Raw genomic sequence first — 16,433 nt, 5'->3', positions numbered from 1 at the left:
ATCTAGTCACTTTCTGCGCTGTCAGATAGCGCGCCAGCGCCACCGACGATCTCTGAAATTTCCTGGGTAATCTGTGCCTGACGGGCCTGGTTAGCCACGCGAGAGAGGTCCTCGACCATCTCGGTTGCGTTGTCAGTAGCAGACTTCATAGCTGTACGGCGTGCAGCGGACTCGGAAGCGGAAGCCTCCAAGAACATAGCAAACAGGATACGCGAGACGTACTGCGGAAGCAGGGCTTCCATGAGCGTATCTGCGTCTGGCTCGAACTCGAATCCTGCGGCAACGTCGTCCGCAGACTCGGAGTCAGACAGAGCGGAGTCACCGAGGTGGTACTCCTCATCCTGAATAACCGGCTGAACTGGCAACAGCTGCTGAGCACGCGCGGTCTGGGTCAGCATGGACTCAAACTCGGTGTAGACAACGTGTACCTGGTCAAAGCCACGTACACCGGCGCCCTCACCCTGCGCATGCAGGCCGTCGCGGCCCTTGGTAGTGCCATGGGAACCAGCAATAAAGCCATCAATCAAGTGACGGCGCACATCGTGGGTGGTCTCCCAGGTTGGATCCTGAGAGAAACCGCCCCAGCTGCCAACTACCTCGTCCTCGCGGAACTTGTAGTGGCCGATGCCCTTATTACCAGTAACGTAGCGAACTACCTCGTAGCCCTTGCTTTCCAGGAGAGCTTGCAGCTGTGCAGCCTTCTTGAAGACGTTGTTGTTATAGCCACCGCACATACCGCGGTCAGAAGTGACCACGAGAATGGCGGCGACGTTTCCGTCTTCACGCTCACGCAGCATGTCATGCTCCAATGTAGAGGCGGCAGCCAGCTTGTTCATCATGCTGGTCATCTCAGCCGCGTACGGCTGAGAGGCCTCTACCCTAGCCTGCGCCTTGGTAATGCGCGAGGTAGCAATGAGCTCCTGGGCCTTGGTGATCTTCTTAGTCGAATTAACGGACCGGATGCGGTCACGTAGTTCGCGAAGATTAGCCATCGTTTCTCCTCCCTTCTTTAATCTAGACGGTTAGTTGTGAGTTCTGAACTCTACTTAGCCGTCTTACGGGAGACGTTGAGCTCGGTGTTCTTTACGTCGCTTTCATCCAAAGGCTCTACCGGCGCCTCGGAGCCCAAGTTGTGGCCCTCGGAGGTGCGGAAGGTCGGCTGGAAGTCCTTAGCTGCCGCAACCAATGCGTCCTTGGACTCATCGGTCAACGGCTTGCCGCCGGAAATCTGCTCAAAGACCTCTGGGGTATTGGCATTGAGGTACTCGTGCACCTCGTCCTCGAAGCGGCGGACGTCTTCAACGGGAACGACGTCGAAGATGCCAGCCTCGGCGAGGTAGATGGACACCATCTGGTACTCCACCGGCTGCGGGGAGGACTCCGACTGCTTGAGCAGCTCGACCAGACGGGAACCGCGCTCCAGCTGAGCCTTGGAAGCAGCATCCAGGTCAGATGCGAATGCCGCGAAGGCCTGCAGGTCACGGTAGGAAGCCAGGTCCAGACGCAGGTTACCGGCGACCTTCTTCATGCCCTTGGTCTGTGCAGCGCCACCGACACGGGAGACGGAAACACCGACGTTAATAGCCGGGCGAACGCCCTGGTTGAACAGGTCGGACTCCAAGAAGACCTGGCCGTCAGTAATGGAAATGACGTTGGTCGGAATGAAGGCGCCGACGTCGTTTGCCTTGGTCTCGATGATCGGCAGGGCGGTCATGGAGCCAGCACCCATGTCGTCGGAAAGCTTTGCAGCACGCTCCAGCAGGCGGGAGTGCAGGTAGAACACGTCGCCTGGGTATGCCTCGCGTCCCGGCGGACGGCGCAGCAGCAAGGAAATGGCACGGTAGGCCTCAGCCTGCTTGGTCAGGTCATCGTAGATAACCAGGACGTGGTTGCCCTGGTACATCCAGTGCTGACCCAGCGCTGCACCGGAGAACGGTGCCAGCCACTTGAAGCCGGCGGAATCGGAAGCCGGTGCGGCCACGATGGTGGTGTAATCCAGTGCGCCGTGCTCCTCAAGGGTGCGGCGCACGCCAGCGATGGTCGAGCCCTTCTGGCCGATAGCGACGTAGATGCAGCGTACCTGCTTGTCCTTGTCGCCGGACTCCCAGTTAGCCTTCTGGTTCAAAATGGTATCGATGCAGACCGCGGTCTTACCGGTCTTACGGTCACCGATGACCAGCTGGCGCTGGCCGCGGCCGATCGGGGTCATTGCGTCGATAGCCTTAATGCCGGTCTGCATTGGCTCTTCAACCGGCTGGCGCTGCAGCACGGATGGTGCCTGCAGCTCGAGGACACGCTCCTCTTCAGCGTTGATTGGGCCCATGCCGTCAATCGGCTGACCCAATGGGTTAATTACGCGGCCGAGGAATTCCTCGCCCACTGGGATGGAGAGAACCTCGCCGGTCCTCTTAACCTCGTCGCCCTCCTTGAGGGACTCGAAGTTGCCCAGGACCACGACACCGATGGAGTTAGTGTCAAGGTTCTGTGCGACGCCAATCACGCCGCCTGGGAACTCGAGCAGCTCATTCGCCATAACGGACGGCAGGCCAGAAACCTGCGCAATACCGTCAGCTGCCGAAATGACCACGCCGACCTCCTCACGGGAGGCCTCCGCGGAGTAGCTCGAGGTGTAGTTCGCAATCGCACTACGGATCTCGTCGGAGGAGATCGTCAGCTCCGCCATGTTCTTCCTGCTCTCGGTAGTATCTTCCAGCACTTACTTAAATCGTTTCTGTCGTTTCGGCTACGCCATCTGGGCACGCAGGCGGGCAATCTTGCCTGCCGTGGAGCCATCAATGACTTCATCGCCGACGCGGATGCGCATGCCACCGAGGAGGCTGGTGTCAACCTCAGAGTGAATGGACATCGCACGACCATAAATTTTGCCCAGCTTCTCAGCGAGTACTGCTTGCTGGCCTTCGTTTAGTTCACCCGCCGCGGTAACGCGCGCAATGGTGCGGTCCTGCAGGTCAGCTGCAGAATCAGCCAGAGCGGCTACGTCATCGGTCGGGTTCTGCTCTGGGCGGGAGATGGCCTGAAGCACGAGGGCCTCAGTAAACATCGTGACCTTGCCGTAGAGCACGTTTGCCAGCAATCCGCGCTTGCGGGCGGAATCAGCAGTTCGGTCGGAAAGCAGCTGGGTGAGCTCGCCCTCACGGTCAAGGATCTGGGACAGGCGGAAGAGCTCGTCTTCTACCTGGCCCAGCTGACCCTGCGCCTCAGCACCGCGCAAAAGTGCGCGGCGACCCAGGGACACCAAGCCCTTGACAAAGTCCTTCGGGGTGGACCACTGTACGGCCGCAGCTTCCTGGATGATGCGCAATGCGCCATCGGAAATCTTGGAACCAAACAGGGTCTCAGCCAGGGACTTGCGTGCCTCGCTCGGGGCGGCGATATCGGTGAATGCGACGCGCAATTCGCGGTCTGCATCCAAGACATCGACAACCTCGAAGATATCCAGGCCCGCCTGCGCGGCGGTCGCGACATTGTTGTCGCCTGCCAGGATCTCATCCAAGCGGGTTTGCGAGGTTGCGAGTGCTTCGCGGCTAGCTGCCTTCATAGTTGCCTACTTTCCGGCCGGTGCCACAGAGTCGAGCTCGGACAAGAAGCCATCAATGGTGGAGGACTTCTTAGAGGCGTCGGAAAGCTCGCCGCCCAGAATCTTCTCCGCCAGGTTGATGGAGTTCTGGCCCATTTCGGAACGCAGCTCAGTAACAACCTGCGAGCGGGAAGCCTCCAGCTGCTTCTCGCCATTGGCGACGATGCGGCGGGACTCTTCTTCCGCGTTGGTCTTAGCCTCGGCCTCAATCTGCTTACCGCGCTCGCGCGCCTGCTCGCGGATCTCGGCTGCCTCTGCACGGGCATCGGCCAGCTGAGCATTGTACTTTTCCAGAGCGGCCTTAGCCTCGGCCTGCTGGGCCTTGGCACGCTTCAAGCCGCCCTCGATCCGGTCTTCACGCTCCTGCAGCATCTTGTTGTACGCCGGAAGAACAAACTTCCAGAACACAATCAGGATGATGGCGAACGGAATGATCGACCAGACCAAGTCGTACATCTTGGGCAGGAGGATGGAGTTGCCGCTCTCCAGCGGCAGGTGCTCACTTCCTTCTGCTGCAAGGTAGTAAATGACGTTGTTCATGGGTCTCCGTTCTTAAAGTTCGATTTACTTGTGTAAAGCGTTCTTTAGAACAGGAAGCCTGCAACGAGGCCGATGAGGGCAAGTGCCTCAACGAAGGCGATACCCAGGAACATGGTGGTACGCAGCTGGCCGGCCATCTCAGGCTGGCGTGCCATGCCCTCAACGGTCTTGCCAACGAGGATGCCGATGCCCAGGCCCGGGCCGATGGTGGCCAGGCCGTAGCCGAGGGACTGAAGGCCGTCGAAGGAGGTGGTTGCTGCGTCCTGAGCCAGGATGATCTCGTTCATGTGAAAGTCGTTCCCTTTCAATGTATATCCCGCGGGAGTGTCCTGCGGGGCGGTGTTGGTTTGCTTTTGGGGTATTTAGTTAACCGCGAGGTTCGCGTTGTTGTTAGTGCGAATCTGCATGCAACGACAATTCGATGTATACCGCCGTCAGCAGGGCAAAGATGTATGCCTGCAAGAAGATGACGATAAGCTCGTAAAGCGTGAACAGAACCGCTGCGACCAGGGTCAAGCCACCCACTGCGGTCCAGGCGTTGAACTGGAAGAAGAAGAAGTTCGTAGCCGAGTACAACAGGACCAAAATGAGGTGACCAGCCAGGAAGTTCGCCATAAGACGAAGAGCCAGGGTGACTGGGCGCATAACAAACGTAGAGAATGCCTCAATCGGCACGACAAGAATGTGCAAGGCCGGCGGCAGGTTAGGAATAACCACCGAGGACTTGATGAACTTGCCAAAGCCATAGCGCTTAGCGCCGGCGTAAATCATGGCGATATACGCGACAGCTGCCAAGACGATTGGCATACCGATACGGGCGTTCGGAGAAATGTTCAGGCCCGGCACAATAGTTGTGAGGTTCCAGAACAAAACTGCAAAGAAGATAGAGGCCAAAAGTGGAAGGAAGCGACGTCCTTCCTTCTTGCCCAAGATGTCTTCTGCGATCTGAACTCGCACGAAGTCAATCGCATGCTCGCCTACGTTTTGAATTCCTTTAGGAACCAGCTTGGGGTTCCTGAAGGCGACAACAAATAGGAGCACCAGCACGGCCGCCATCAGAAGGCGAACGAGCATGATGCGATCCAAAGCGAACCAACCGTTGGCAAAGTCGCTCAACCAGAGGTCAACGACTCCGCCATCATCGGTTACGTGCCCCGGGAAAAATTCTGGGTCCAGTTCGGGTGCGTGGAAGCTACCCTTCATGGCCAATGTTGTAACGCTCAGCGTTCTCTCCCGTGTTCGGGCCACACAGCTTGTCGAAGGCCGTGTGGTGCGATGGACGTCTCAAACTCTCTGCCTCACACACGGACTCCGTCGCACATCAGCGTGCGCAAGACAGGGATTCACCGCTGCGAAAGCCAGCTTTTGTGCTAGCCCGCGGTAACCCGAAGAAAAGCGTATCAGTTAGATCAAGAGTTTTCGCACGTGGGGGACCACTAACGCCCCTAGTTTCACCGCTGCGGGCTCAATTCCGCCACAAATTCACAACAAAAAGGCCACATTCTGCCTAAATCCTGCTACGTGGAGTTCATCACACTTGCCTATTTCCCCACCTTGACGGGGGTAACCACAACAGAAACGATTGCATGCACGCAAAGCAAAAGGGCCCACCACCTTTCCTTCCAGAAAAGCGGTGGGCCCTTTAAGAGGCCACTTCCCTACTACGAGACGTAGGTGACGCGCGAGGTTACTACAGCCCACACCTCCGTACCCAAGGTGGCAAAAAGGGCCAGCATGACGGTTACGAACAGCGCCACGGTGTCATAAAAATCCATATCCCGGATTACGAGAAGCACCATGACCAAGACGATGACCTTAAGTAGCCAACCGCCCAGCACCACGGCCATGGTGTTGGCAGGAGTGGTATTGGCGGTCAGCAAAACCGACAAAGCGGTGAACAAGACGAAGCCGCCACCGATAGCGGCACCGACCAGGACTCCCCAAATGCCTGGGAGACCACTGATACCGCCCCAGACGGCTAAGGAGACCACCGTGATAACCAGCAGGGCAAGACCACCCAGCTTGACCGCCCTTTGCATGGGACGGCGGTGGTCATCAAATTCCGAGGGTTGCGTAGTCGCTTGTGCTTCACTCACGGCTACACACCCTACCTCACGAGGGCTCAGATTCCTTCACCACGACGGTCTCTCGCGCGGCAGGCCCAATCTTTCCTTGGCGCAAAGGCACGAGGGTCGCCGCGAACGCGAGGAGCAAGGCAACGATGGTGACGCCAATGGCCACCGGCGCGGGCACGATGGAAAAGGACACCGCGCCGAAGGCTACGGCGGAGACCCACAGGTAAAGAACCAGCACGGTCCGGCGGTGGGTATGGCCGAGCGAGAGTAGGCGGTGATGGATGTGCGCCTTATCCGCAGAAAACGGTGAGCGGCCCTGGGACAGACGGCGAATGACGGCCCAGACAAGGTCTAGGACTGGAATAAACACCGCTGCGGCCACCACGATGATGGGAGACATCAAAGCGACAATGTCCACCGTGCCGTAAAGCGACATGTTGATCTTGCCAGACGCGGAAGTCGAGGCCGCAGCGAGCAAGAGACCAATAAGCATCGAGCCAGAATCGCCCATGAAGATGCGCGACGGTTCGAAGTTATGCGGCAAGAATCCAGCGCACATTCCCACCAAGGCAGCGCTGATGATGGCCGGTGGGTAGGCCGAGACTGCACCGCCCTGGTCATGGAGAACGGTCAAGGAAAAGACCAGAATTGCCCCGCCCGCAATCATGCCAAGGCCTGCCGCTAGGCCATCGAGTCCGTCGACAAAGTTGATGGCATTGATCAGCAGAACGGTAAAGAATGCGGTAAGCAGGGTGCTTTGCAATTGGTCCAGGACGACCGTGGTGCCGCCGCCAAAGGGGATGAAAAGCAGCGTCCAGGTAAGCCCCAGCCCGCTCATCAAGGTGGCCGCGAAGAGCTGGCCAAAAAGCTTCACTATGGCACTGAGTTCCACCAGGTCATCGACCACTCCGACAAGCACGAGCGCCAGGGCCGCCCACAACACCGCATTCATCTCCGGAGTGACGGGCATAAAGCCCCGAGTCAAGGCTGGAAGCTGGGCCGCGAGGAATATCGCCGCCGCGAAGCCGGTAAACATGGCTACCCCACCCATGCGCGGGGTGGGCTGCGTGTGGGCGTCGCGCAGGCGAATCTCCGCCACCCGGCCGGTGCGCACCAAAAAGGAGCGCACCACACCGGTGGTGAGATACGTAAATGCTGCTGCAACGAGGATGACGAGGGCCAGCTCGCGCAGCGGGACACCACTGCCGCTCACGCGAATTCCCCCTTAAGCCTGTGGGCGGGTGCGCAGGGTCTGCGCGTCGACGCCGATAACCTCGCCGATTTCCTCGGCCGAAAGCGCGCCTTCGCGCAGGAGGTATGGGCGCTCACCGGAGAGGTCAATGATGGTCGAGGGCTTGCCGACGGCCGTCTCTCCCCCATCCAAGTAAACCGTCACGGCTTTACCTAGCTGCTGCTTGGCCATAAGCGCCGTGGTTGGTGGCTGATGGCCAGAAATATTGGCGGAGGAGACTGCCATGGGGCCAACCTCGCGCAGCAACTCGATGGCGATGGGATGCAAAGGCATGCGCAACATCACGGTGCCGCGGGTATCGCCAAGGTTCCACGGCAGGGACGGCGCTTGCGGGACGACGATGGACAGGCCACCGGGCCAGAAGGCCTCCACCAAGTCACGCGCGGTATCGGTATAGGAAGCAACCAGACCGCGAACGGTATCCCAGGAACCCACCAAAACCGGCACCGGCATATCCGGGCCGCGATGCTTGGTGGCCAAGAGGTTGGCTACAGCATCGTTATCGAAGGCATCGCAACCGAGGCCGTAGAGCGTATCGGTGGGCATGACCACAAGGCGACCGGATTGCGCAGCCTTGACCGCAATGTTCATGCCCTCTTCGCGCTCGGCATCATCGGCGCAGTTAAAAATCTTTCCTTGCATATTCTTTTCCCCTTCTTGCCCTCAATGGTGTCTTAGTCTACTCCGCGCACCGCAGTGACAAAGCGGGGCGTTCCCGTCAGATCCTGCAGCGCGGCGATCTGTTCGAAGCCGCCGTGGCGGGCCAATGCGGCTTGGACGGCCTCGCTCGTGGAGTCGTCGTGTTCGATGGCCAGCTTGCCGCCCGGGCGCACAAGGCGCGCAATGGTCGGGATAAGGCCGGTAATGACCCCCATCCCATCCGCTCCGGCAAAAACCGCGTTATGCGGGTCGTGATAGACCTCCGGATCAAGATCCGGGGTTTCTGGCACGTAGGGCGGGTTAGTCACGAGCAGGTCCACGGTCCCATTCCATTCCGCCAAAGTATCGTCGGCCGTGGCATCAGCCTGGATGACTTCTACCCCGGTATTACGAGCATTGGCTTGGGTGTAGGCCAGGGCGGCGTCGGCAAGCTCCACTGCCTTCACCAGCGCGTCAGGCAGATAGTGGTGCAGGTAGAGCGCTAGCGCGCCCGTGCCGGTGCACAGATCTACCAGCCGCGGGCCGTCCGCATTGCGCACCGCCCAGTCCGCCATAACCTCGGTTTCCGGCCGCGGGATAAACACGCCCGGGCCCACCTTGAGCTCCAGCGGGCCGAACCAGGCGCTGCCAAGGACGTACTGCAAAGGCTCGCGGGCCTCCCGGCGGCGCAGCAGCGCATCGAAGGCCACGTCGAAGCCGGGCATAGGAGCCTGATCGAGCGGGATATCCATGTGTCCGCAGTGGATGAGGTGCGCGGCCATGATGCGTGCATCCCATTCAGGGCTGGCCACCCCGGCAGCACGAAGGCGCTGCACCCCGCGGCGCAGCGCCTGTCCATACGTGTTATCCACGCTGGTTTAGCCCTCGGCCTCGAGGCGCTCGGCGCGCTCTTGATCCTGCAGGGCCTTAATAAGGTCATTCATGTCACCGTTCAACACGGAGTCCAAGTTATTGGCCTTATAACCAATACGGTGGTCCGTGATGCGGTTTTCCGGCCAGTTATAGGTGCGGATGCGCTCGGAACGGTCCATCGTGCGCACCTGGGAGGCGCGCTGCTCGCCAGCCTCGGCCTCGCGGGCCTCGCGCTCCCTCTGATCCAGGCGGGCCTGCAGAACCTGCAGCGCACGCGCCTTATTCTGAATCTGGGAACGCTCCTTCTGGCAGGTCACGATAAGCCCGGTGGGCAGGTGGGTAATACGCACCGCGGAGTCGGTGGTGTTAACGCCCTGTCCGCCCTTACCGGAAGAGCGGTAGACGTCGACGCGAATATCCTTGTCATCGATATTGACGGACTCGACCTCTTCCGGCTCCGGGTAGACCAGCACGCCGGCCGCAGAGGTCTGAATGCGGCCCTGGGACTCGGTTACCGGAACGCGCTGCACGCGGTGCACGCCGCCTTCAAACTTGAATACGGACCATGCCCCATCGCGCGACGGGGACTTGGAACGGAAGGAAATGGTCATATCCTTCACACCGCCCAGATCGGACTCATTGAGGCCCAAGACCTCCCAATTAAAGCCCGTCTTATCCGCATAGCGCTCGTACATGCGGGCCAGATCGCCGGCAAAGAGGGCTGCTTCTTCGCCGCCCGCGCCGGCCTTGATTTCCATAATGATGTCCTCGGAATCCTGCTCATCACGCGGCGCGAGCAGATCAGCGAGCTTTTCTTCCAAGCTCTCCACGGACTTTTCTAGGCGGTCCGCTTCCTCCTGGAAGTCATGGTCCTCATAAGCCATCTCCTTGGCGTCAGCGAGATCCTCGCGCGCCTGGGTCAGCTCATCATTGACCATGATGATGGGGCGCAGTTCCGCGTAGCGCTTGGAAAGCTTGCGGAATTGCTTCTGGTCGCCGGCTACTTCCGGATCGGCCATCTGCATCTCAATGCCCTGGTACTCGGACACGATGTCATCAACGAGTGAAACCTGATTAGACATAATCTTCTTCATCCTTATCCGCAGCCATCGGGGCCGAGGAGGCCACCTGCATCAAGAACTCGCCATTGGAGCGGGTCTTCTTCAGCTGCTTAATGAGCAGGTCAATGGCCTGGTGGGAATCCAGGGCGGAGAGGATGCGACGCAGCTTGGTCATGATGCGTGCCTCCTCTGGAACGAGCAGCAGCTCGTCCTTACGGGTGCCGGACGGGTTGACATCCACGGCCGGGAAGACGCGGCGCTCGGAGATGCCACGATCCAGCTTCAGCTCGGCGTTGCCCGTGCCCTTGAATTCCTCGAAGATGACTGTATCGCCGGTAGAGCCGGTCTCCACCATGGCGGTGGCGATAATCGTCAGCGAACCGCCCTCTTCGATATTGCGGGCGGCACCCAGGAAGCGCTTTGGTGGGTAGAGCGCATTGGAGTCCACACCGCCGGAGAGAATGCGGCCAGAAGCCGGGGAAGAATTGTTATAAGCGCGGCCCAGGCGGGTAATGGAATCCAGCAGGACCACGACGTCCTTGCCCTGCTCCACCAGGCGCTTGGCGCGCTCGATAGCCAGCTCCGCCACGGAGGTGTGCTCTGATGGCGGGCGGTCAAAGGTGGAGGCAATTACCTCACCGTTGACGGAGCGCTGCATGTCCGTAACTTCCTCAGGACGCTCGTCTACGAGGACGACCATGAGGTAGCACTCCGGGTTATTGGTAGAAATCGCGTTGGCGATATTCTGCAGAATCGTCGTCTTACCGGCCTTTGGCGGGGAGACAATAAGCGCGCGCTGGCCCTTACCAATCGGCATGATGAGGTCAATGACGCGGGTGGTGAGGATCTTCGGATCCGTTTCCAAACGCAAGCGCTTATTCGGGTACAGCGGGGTGAGCTTATTAAAGTGCGGGCGCTGCTTTGCGCCTTCCGGATCGATGCCGTTGACGGTATCGACCTGTACCAGCTGGTTGTACTTGCGGCGGTTGCGGCCATTGCCGTGCGTATGCGTCGGGCCGGAGACCTTGACCTGGCCGGTGATAGCGTCACCAGAGCGCAAGCCCAGGCGGCGGACGATGCCGTTGTTCACAAAGACGTCGGAAGCCGCGGCACGGTAGCCCGTGGTGCGCAGGAAGGCGACATTATTGTCTACGACGTCCAAGATGCCGCCGACGGCTTGCAGCTCATCGCCCTCGCGGACCTGCAAATCGTTGCCGCCGTTATTGTCATTGTTATTTCCGCGGCCGCGGCGGTTGCGGCGGTTGCGGCGCCCACGGCGGTTGCCGCGCTCGTGGTTATTGTTGTCCTCATGGCGGTTGCCGCGCTGCTTATTATCGCCGCGGTCATTCTTCTCGCCCTGACTATCGGAGCCGTCCTGGGAGTTTTTGTCGCGGCTGTCCTTAGTGCCGCCCTGCTCCTCGTTGCGGTTGCGCTCCTCGCGCTCTTGGCGTTCCTGGCGCTCCTGACGCTCTTGGCGGCGGGCGCGGTTGCGGCGAGCGCGGCGGGCCTGGGAGCGCGACTCATAGCGCTGCTCCTCACCAGAGCCCTGCTGGCGATTATCCTTCTTCTCGCTGGATTCTTCCTGCTTTTCCGCCTTGTGCGGCGCTTCATCCTGCGCCTTATTGCGCGGCTTATCTGCCTTCTCAGGCTTCTCTGCCTTGTCCGCCTTTTCTACCTGAGCGGCCTTTTCCACCTTGGCCTTGGCCTTGGGCGGAACCTGTCCGGTCTTGATGGCGGTGATGAGATCCCCCTTGCGCAGGGCAGAGACACCACGTAGGCCGCGCTCTGCGGCCATTTTGCGCAATTCCGGCAGCTTCAGGGATGCAAGATCCTGTGCTGCGGTGTTGTCCGTTTCGCTCACGGATATCCTTTCGTTGCTTGACCAGGTCCGATTATGCGGGAGCCGCCGCAGCCTATGCTCGCGGCGTTGCACTGGAAGCCAATGTGTATTTTTCTAGGACTTCTCGCCCTCGTGCCAAGGCGCATGTGCGTCCTGCCGGGCAATAAGTATGAGGCCTCTTCCGTGTCCTCGAGGAGCCTTCGCACAGCTAGTGCGCGAACCGGAAGAAATCAAGAAACGACTGCGGGCAAAAATACTTCTCTGGGCCCGAATGCATAGGAAAGGGGAGCTAAAACTTTCCGGTTTCCTACCAGTCGCGAACAAGTATAACGCATAGGGCGCAACGCCCGCACCATGACACCGCTACAGTAGAGGCATGCTTTCCACGATGATGGATATCCCCCTCTCCCTGACCCGCATTTTGGAATACGGTGCCTCGGTACACGGGGACACCACGGTTACCACCTGGCACGGTGAGGGCACCGGCTCGGAATTCGATCCGGCCGAGGAAGTTACCTTCCGCGATATCGCCGCCCGCGCCGCCGCGTTCGCCCACGCCATTCACGATGAATTGGGTATCACCAGCGATGAGCGCGTGGGCAGCTTTATGTGGAATTGCGCCGAGCACTTAGAGGTAATGTTCGGCACCGCCTGCAAGGGCGCGATTTTTGCCCCGCTGAATAAGCAGCTGATGAATGACCAGATTCGCCACATTATTAACCATGCGGAAATCTCCGCCATCGTGTGCGATCCCCGCCTGGCGCAGCAGCTAGGCAAGGTGCTCGTGGGCACCAACTCCGTGGGAAGCGTCATCATCACCGGCGCCCAACCAGCGCAGCAATTTGCCCACCTTTTCCCCCGCGGGGTTGAGGTGTATTCCTATGAGGCTCTTATCGACGGCCGCTCAACCGTCTATGACTGGCCCGAACTAGATGAGCGCACGGCCGCGGCGCTGTGCTATTCCACGGGCACCACGGGCGCTCCCAAGGGAGTGCTGTATTCGCACCGGTCCCTCTACCTGGAGGCCATGCAGCTGCGTTCCTCGGACTCGCTGTGTATTACCCACGGCGAGACCTTCCTGTGCTGCATTCCTATCTGCCACGTGCTCAGCTGGGGCGTTCCCTTCACCTGCTTCATGACGGGCACCCCGCTGGTGCTTCCCGACGCCGACGTGTCCGCCCCCACCCTAGCCAAGGCCATCGCCGCTACCTCTCCGCGCGTGGCACACGGCGTGCCCACCATCTGGATCCAGCTCTTTGTCCACTACATGCACCATCCACCAGAGCGCATGACGCTCACCGAGATCTACGCCGGCGGCTCCCCCGTCCCGCCGACGCTGATCAAGATGTGGGAGGAGCGCTACGGCGTCGATGTGGTCCACGTGTGGGGCATGGTGGAAACCTCCACCGTAGGCAGCGTTGCCCGCCCGCCCCAGGGCGCCTCCGGCGATACCCGCTGGGCCTACCGCGTGTCCCAGGGCCGCATCCCCGCCTCGCTGGAATACCGCGTGGTCAATGATGGGCAAGTCGTCGCTCGCACCGACCGCAATGCCGGCGAGCTGCAGGTGCGCGGCAACCTGGTCACCGGTTCCTACTACCACTCGCCCACCGCTGAGCCGGGCGAAATCGCCTCCGAATTCCGCGGCAGACAAGTCGAGGCCGCGGAGGATAAGTTCACCGCCGATGGCTGGCTGCGCACTGGCGACGTCGGCTCTGTGACCAAGGATGGCTTCCTTACCGTGGAGGACCGCGCCCGCGATGTCATTCGCTCCGGCGGCGAATGGATCTATTCCGTGCAGCTAGAAAACCTCATCATGTCTGACGAGCTTGTCGTCGAGGCCGCCGTGATTGGCTATCCCGATAAGCAATGGGTCGAGCGCCCACTCGCCGTCACAGTATTGGCCGAGGGCGCCTCGCCCACCATCGAGACCGCGGAGCGCCTGCGCGCCAGCATGCGCAAGGAGCTGCCAAGCTGGATGCTGCCGGAGTATTGGACCTTTGTGAAGTCCATCGATAAGACATCCGTGGGCAAGTTCGATAAGAAAGATTTGCGCGCCCACCTGGCAGAGGGCGAGTACAACATCATCCGGCTCAAAGGACCGGGTGAATCCCAGCGCCTCGATGCCACCAACGCCGCCGATTTAAGCCGGGAAAACTAGGAATAAATTGGCGTCAGTCGCCGTAGCAGCTTGGTGTACCTCGTCCCCTCTCTTAGACTGGCACCAATGACCCCTTCCTCCCAGCAGCCCGTGGTTTCCCTGCCCCTGCCTACCGTGGGCCGAGCGAAACCGCCGGCGGATCTGCCTACACCGGCCGCTGATGGCACGCGCGCACTGTTGGATCGCTATGGACGCCAGGCCCGTGACCTGCGCGTCTCGCTCACGGATCGCTGCAACCTGCGCTGCACCTATTGCATGCCGGCCGAAGGCTTGGAGTGGATGCCCACAGAGCAAACCTTGAGCGATGAGGAAACTATCCGGCTGATCCGGATAGGCGTCGGCAAGCTAGGCATCCGCCAAGTGCGCTTTACCGGCGGCGAACCCCTGCTGCGCAAGTCGCTGGAGAAAATTATTGCCGCGACCAAGGAGCTGCGCACCGACCAGGGCCGCTCCCCGTCCACCGCGCTGACCACCAACGGGCTTGGCCTAGAAAAGCGCGCCGGCGCCCTCGCCGCGGCCGGGCTCGACCGCATCAATATCTCGCTCGACACCATCGACCGCGAGCGCTACGCCGCACTCACCCGCCGCGACCGGCTCGACCACGTGTTGCAGGCCATCGGCGCCGCGGATGCCGCGGGCCTGCATCCCATCAAGATCAACGCCGTGGTCATGCCCGGGGTCAACGAAGAAGACATCGTTCCGCTGGCGGACTATGCCGTCCACCACGGCGCCCAGCTCCGTTTCATCGAGCAGATGCCGCTGGGTCCCCGCGAGCAGTGGCGCCGCGAGGACATGGTCACGGCCGAAGATATCCTCGCCCGCCTGCGCACCCACTTTTCCATGGCGCCGGCACGCGAACCTCGCGGTTCCGCCCCCGCCGCTCTGTGGGAGGTCAGCGCTCCGGATGGCACGCGCGGCACGCTAGGCATCATTGCCTCGGTCACCCACCCCTTCTGCGGCGATTGCGACCGCACCCGCCTTACTACCGATGGCGCCATCCGCAATTGCCTCTTTGGCAATTCCGAAACCCCACTGCGAGACCTGCTGCGCTCCGGCGCGAGCGATGAGGACATCATGGAGGCTTGGGCCGGGGAAATGTGGACCAAAAAGCCCGGTCATGGCATTGATGACGAGGGCTTTCTCCAACCAGACCGCCCGATGTCCGCCATCGGCGGCTAACCTGAGTCTTATGTCCACGCCCCGCAGCATCTCCGCGCACCTCGATGCCGTACTCGCGCTGGCTTCCACGCCGCCGGCCGAGTCCGCGCCCGTCGACGCCTCCCTCGTCGGCCGCGTCCTCGCCGCCGACGCCACCGCGCGCTTCCCCGTGCCGCCCCATGCCAATTCGGCGATGGATGGCTTCCTCGTCCATGCCGCGGATATTTCCTCCTCCGCGCCATGGACCCTCCCCGTCGCCGGCGATGTACCGGCCGGGGCGGCTCCCATCGCTGTGCCCGCCGGCCACGCCGTTCGCATCATGACCGGCGCCCCGGTGGCCGATACCGCAGGAATGCTCGTCATTCCCGTGGAAAACACCACCACCCCGGCCGGCCCGGTAGCACTTCCGGACGAGGTCACCATCACGGAGGCCCCCACCAAGTCGCATATCCGCCCCGCCGGCGAGGACATCCAGCCCGGCGCGCCAGTCGCCACCGCCGGCACGCTTATCGACGCCGCCGTCATCGCCGCCCTCACCTCCGCCGGCGTATATACCGTTACGGCCTACCGCCGCCCACGCATCGCGGTCATCTCCTCCGGCGAAGAACTCGTCTCTTCCCCAGTAGAGCTCGCCCCCGGCCAACTACCGGATTCCAATGGCCCGATGCTCGCTGCCCTCTCCGGCGCAGATACGCACGTGCACGTGGGCGACAACCCCGCCGAGCTGTCCGCTGCGCTCGATCAGTTGTCCCCGTCCCACGACCTCATCCTCACCTCAGGTGGCGTGTCAGCCGGCGCCTTCGACGTCGTGCACACCGTACTCGGGCGCACGGATTCCGCGTGGTTTGGGCACGTCGACCAGCGCCCGGGTGCCCCGCAGGGCTACTCCCTGTGGAATGACACCCCGGTGCTGTGCTTGCCCGGCAATCCCGTGGCAGCCTTCGTCGATTTCCAGCTTTATGCCCGGCCACTTATCGCCGCACTGTCCGGACACCCCGCGCCACGCCAGCGGGTCAACCTGCACGCTCGAGTGGAGTCTCCCCTTCCCGCCTCCCGCGGCCGGCCGACCATTGTTCCCGTCACCGTAGACTTTCAGGCAGCGCCCGCCATCACCTCGCACCTACCCCACGGCAGCCACCGCGTGGTGTCGCTGGCCGGCACCAATGGCTTCTGCCTCATCGACTCCGAGCCGCCGGCCATGGGCGAGGACATCACCGTTTATCTGTATTAAGGAGCAAC

15 protein-coding genes are annotated in these 16,433 nt (G+C 61.2%); 3 read left to right on the top strand and 12 right to left on the bottom strand.

Translation table 11 applies throughout. The annotated features are described in order from the left end of the window. Positions 1-2 precede the first annotated feature (2 nt). From MHY08_RS05730 to rho, 12 genes are all read right to left on the bottom strand, one after another. Positions 3-992 (bottom strand): F0F1 ATP synthase subunit gamma, encoded by a 990-nt coding sequence (locus MHY08_RS05730; protein WP_239191478.1) that lies wholly within the window; start codon positions 990-992, stop codon positions 3-5. A 50-nt stretch (positions 993-1,042) separates the two neighbouring features. Continuing rightward, positions 1,043-2,683, bottom strand: coding sequence for a F0F1 ATP synthase subunit alpha (atpA, locus tag MHY08_RS05725; protein ID WP_023021750.1), 1,641 nt, complete (start codon positions 2,681-2,683; stop codon positions 1,043-1,045). A gap of 60 nt (positions 2,684-2,743) precedes the next feature. Beyond that, a complete protein-coding gene (locus MHY08_RS05720) occupies positions 2,744-3,559 on the bottom strand; it encodes a F0F1 ATP synthase subunit delta (RefSeq protein WP_239235792.1) in 816 nt (271 codons plus the stop codon). A gap of 6 nt (positions 3,560-3,565) precedes the next feature. Next, a complete protein-coding gene (locus MHY08_RS05715) occupies positions 3,566-4,138 on the bottom strand; it encodes a F0F1 ATP synthase subunit B (protein ID WP_179386381.1) in 573 nt (190 codons plus the stop codon). Between the two features lie 44 nt (positions 4,139-4,182). After that, positions 4,183-4,425 carry an ATP synthase F0 subunit C gene (locus MHY08_RS05710; RefSeq protein ID WP_049361381.1) on the bottom strand — a complete coding sequence of 81 codons (243 nt, stop codon included), beginning with the start codon at positions 4,423-4,425 and terminating at the stop codon, positions 4,183-4,185. A 103-nt stretch (positions 4,426-4,528) separates the two neighbouring features. Next, on the bottom strand, positions 4,529-5,341 hold the full coding sequence (atpB, locus tag MHY08_RS05705; RefSeq protein ID WP_049361382.1) for a F0F1 ATP synthase subunit A: 813 nt from the start codon (positions 5,339-5,341) through the stop codon (positions 4,529-4,531). 458 nt (positions 5,342-5,799) lie between these two features. Continuing rightward, complete coding sequence (locus MHY08_RS05700) at positions 5,800-6,177, bottom strand: hypothetical protein (protein WP_218840748.1); 378 nt, start codon at positions 6,175-6,177, stop codon at positions 5,800-5,802. Positions 6,178-6,250: 73 nt separating this feature from the next. Next, positions 6,251-7,426, bottom strand: coding sequence for a glycosyltransferase family 4 protein (locus MHY08_RS05695; RefSeq protein ID WP_179386378.1), 1,176 nt, complete (start codon positions 7,424-7,426; stop codon positions 6,251-6,253). Between the two features lie 12 nt (positions 7,427-7,438). Further along, complete coding sequence (locus MHY08_RS05690) at positions 7,439-8,107, bottom strand: L-threonylcarbamoyladenylate synthase (RefSeq protein ID WP_239235791.1); 669 nt, start codon at positions 8,105-8,107, stop codon at positions 7,439-7,441. A gap of 32 nt (positions 8,108-8,139) precedes the next feature. Continuing rightward, positions 8,140-8,976, bottom strand: coding sequence for a peptide chain release factor N(5)-glutamine methyltransferase (prmC, locus tag MHY08_RS05685; protein WP_239235790.1), 837 nt, complete (start codon positions 8,974-8,976; stop codon positions 8,140-8,142). A gap of 6 nt (positions 8,977-8,982) precedes the next feature. Continuing rightward, positions 8,983-10,059, bottom strand: a complete 1,077-nt coding sequence (prfA, locus tag MHY08_RS05680; protein WP_239235789.1) for a peptide chain release factor 1 — start codon at positions 10,057-10,059, stop codon at positions 8,983-8,985. After that, positions 10,052-11,899 (bottom strand): transcription termination factor Rho, encoded by a 1,848-nt coding sequence (rho, locus tag MHY08_RS05675; protein WP_204609421.1) that lies wholly within the window; start codon positions 11,897-11,899, stop codon positions 10,052-10,054. Before rho ends, prfA begins: the two co-directional genes overlap by 8 nt. Positions 11,900-12,254: 355 nt before the next feature. Between rho and MHY08_RS05670 the strand changes: the two genes are divergently transcribed. The 3 genes from MHY08_RS05670 to MHY08_RS05660 all read left to right on the top strand — a co-directional run bounded on the left by MHY08_RS05670 (position 12,255) and on the right by MHY08_RS05660 (position 16,425). After that, complete coding sequence (locus tag MHY08_RS05670; protein WP_200435187.1) at positions 12,255-14,036, top strand: long-chain fatty-acid--CoA ligase; 1,782 nt, start codon at positions 12,255-12,257, stop codon at positions 14,034-14,036. 66 nt (positions 14,037-14,102) lie between these two features. Then, complete coding sequence (moaA, locus tag MHY08_RS05665) at positions 14,103-15,215, top strand: GTP 3',8-cyclase MoaA (protein WP_239235783.1); 1,113 nt, start codon at positions 14,103-14,105, stop codon at positions 15,213-15,215. A gap of 10 nt (positions 15,216-15,225) precedes the next feature. Further along, on the top strand, positions 15,226-16,425 hold the full coding sequence (locus MHY08_RS05660) for a molybdopterin molybdotransferase MoeA (protein ID WP_239235781.1): 1,200 nt from the start codon (positions 15,226-15,228) through the stop codon (positions 16,423-16,425). Positions 16,426-16,433: the final 8 nt, after the last annotated feature.

Origin of the sequence: Corynebacterium sp. ACRPJ (assembly GCF_022347345.1) — a bacterium.
GTDB classification, from domain to species: domain Bacteria; phylum Actinomycetota; class Actinomycetes; order Mycobacteriales; family Mycobacteriaceae; genus Corynebacterium; species Corynebacterium tuberculostearicum_D.
The sequence above is the reverse complement of the archived record's forward strand: the minus strand, read 5'-3'. Positions and strand labels throughout refer to the sequence as shown.

Bases quoted from the DNA above. Each gene is read 5' to 3' on its own strand.
- MHY08_RS05730 (WP_239191478.1), bottom strand. From the start codon at position 992: ATGGCTAATCTTCGCGAACTACGTGACCGCATCCGGTCCGTTAATTCG.
- atpA (WP_023021750.1), bottom strand. From the start codon at position 2,683: ATGGCGGAGCTGACGATCTCCTCCGACGAGATCCGTAGTGCGATTGCG.
- MHY08_RS05720 (WP_239235792.1), bottom strand. From the start codon at position 3,559: ATGAAGGCAGCTAGCCGCGAAGCACTCGCAACCTCGCAAACCCGCTTG.
- MHY08_RS05715 (WP_179386381.1), bottom strand. From the start codon at position 4,138: ATGAACAACGTCATTTACTACCTTGCAGCAGAAGGAAGTGAGCACCTG.
- MHY08_RS05710 (WP_049361381.1), bottom strand. From the start codon at position 4,425: ATGAACGAGATCATCCTGGCTCAGGACGCAGCAACCACCTCCTTCGAC.
- atpB (WP_049361382.1), bottom strand. From the start codon at position 5,341: ATGAAGGGTAGCTTCCACGCACCCGAACTGGACCCAGAATTTTTCCCG.
- MHY08_RS05700 (WP_218840748.1), bottom strand. From the start codon at position 6,177: ATGCAAAGGGCGGTCAAGCTGGGTGGTCTTGCCCTGCTGGTTATCACG.
- MHY08_RS05690 (WP_239235791.1), bottom strand. From the start codon at position 8,107: ATGCAAGGAAAGATTTTTAACTGCGCCGATGATGCCGAGCGCGAAGAG.
- prfA (WP_239235789.1), bottom strand. From the start codon at position 10,059: ATGTCTAATCAGGTTTCACTCGTTGATGACATCGTGTCCGAGTACCAG.
- MHY08_RS05670 (WP_200435187.1), top strand. From the start codon at position 12,255: ATGCTTTCCACGATGATGGATATCCCCCTCTCCCTGACCCGCATTTTG.
- moaA (WP_239235783.1), top strand. From the start codon at position 14,103: ATGACCCCTTCCTCCCAGCAGCCCGTGGTTTCCCTGCCCCTGCCTACC.
- MHY08_RS05660 (WP_239235781.1), top strand. From the start codon at position 15,226: ATGTCCACGCCCCGCAGCATCTCCGCGCACCTCGATGCCGTACTCGCG.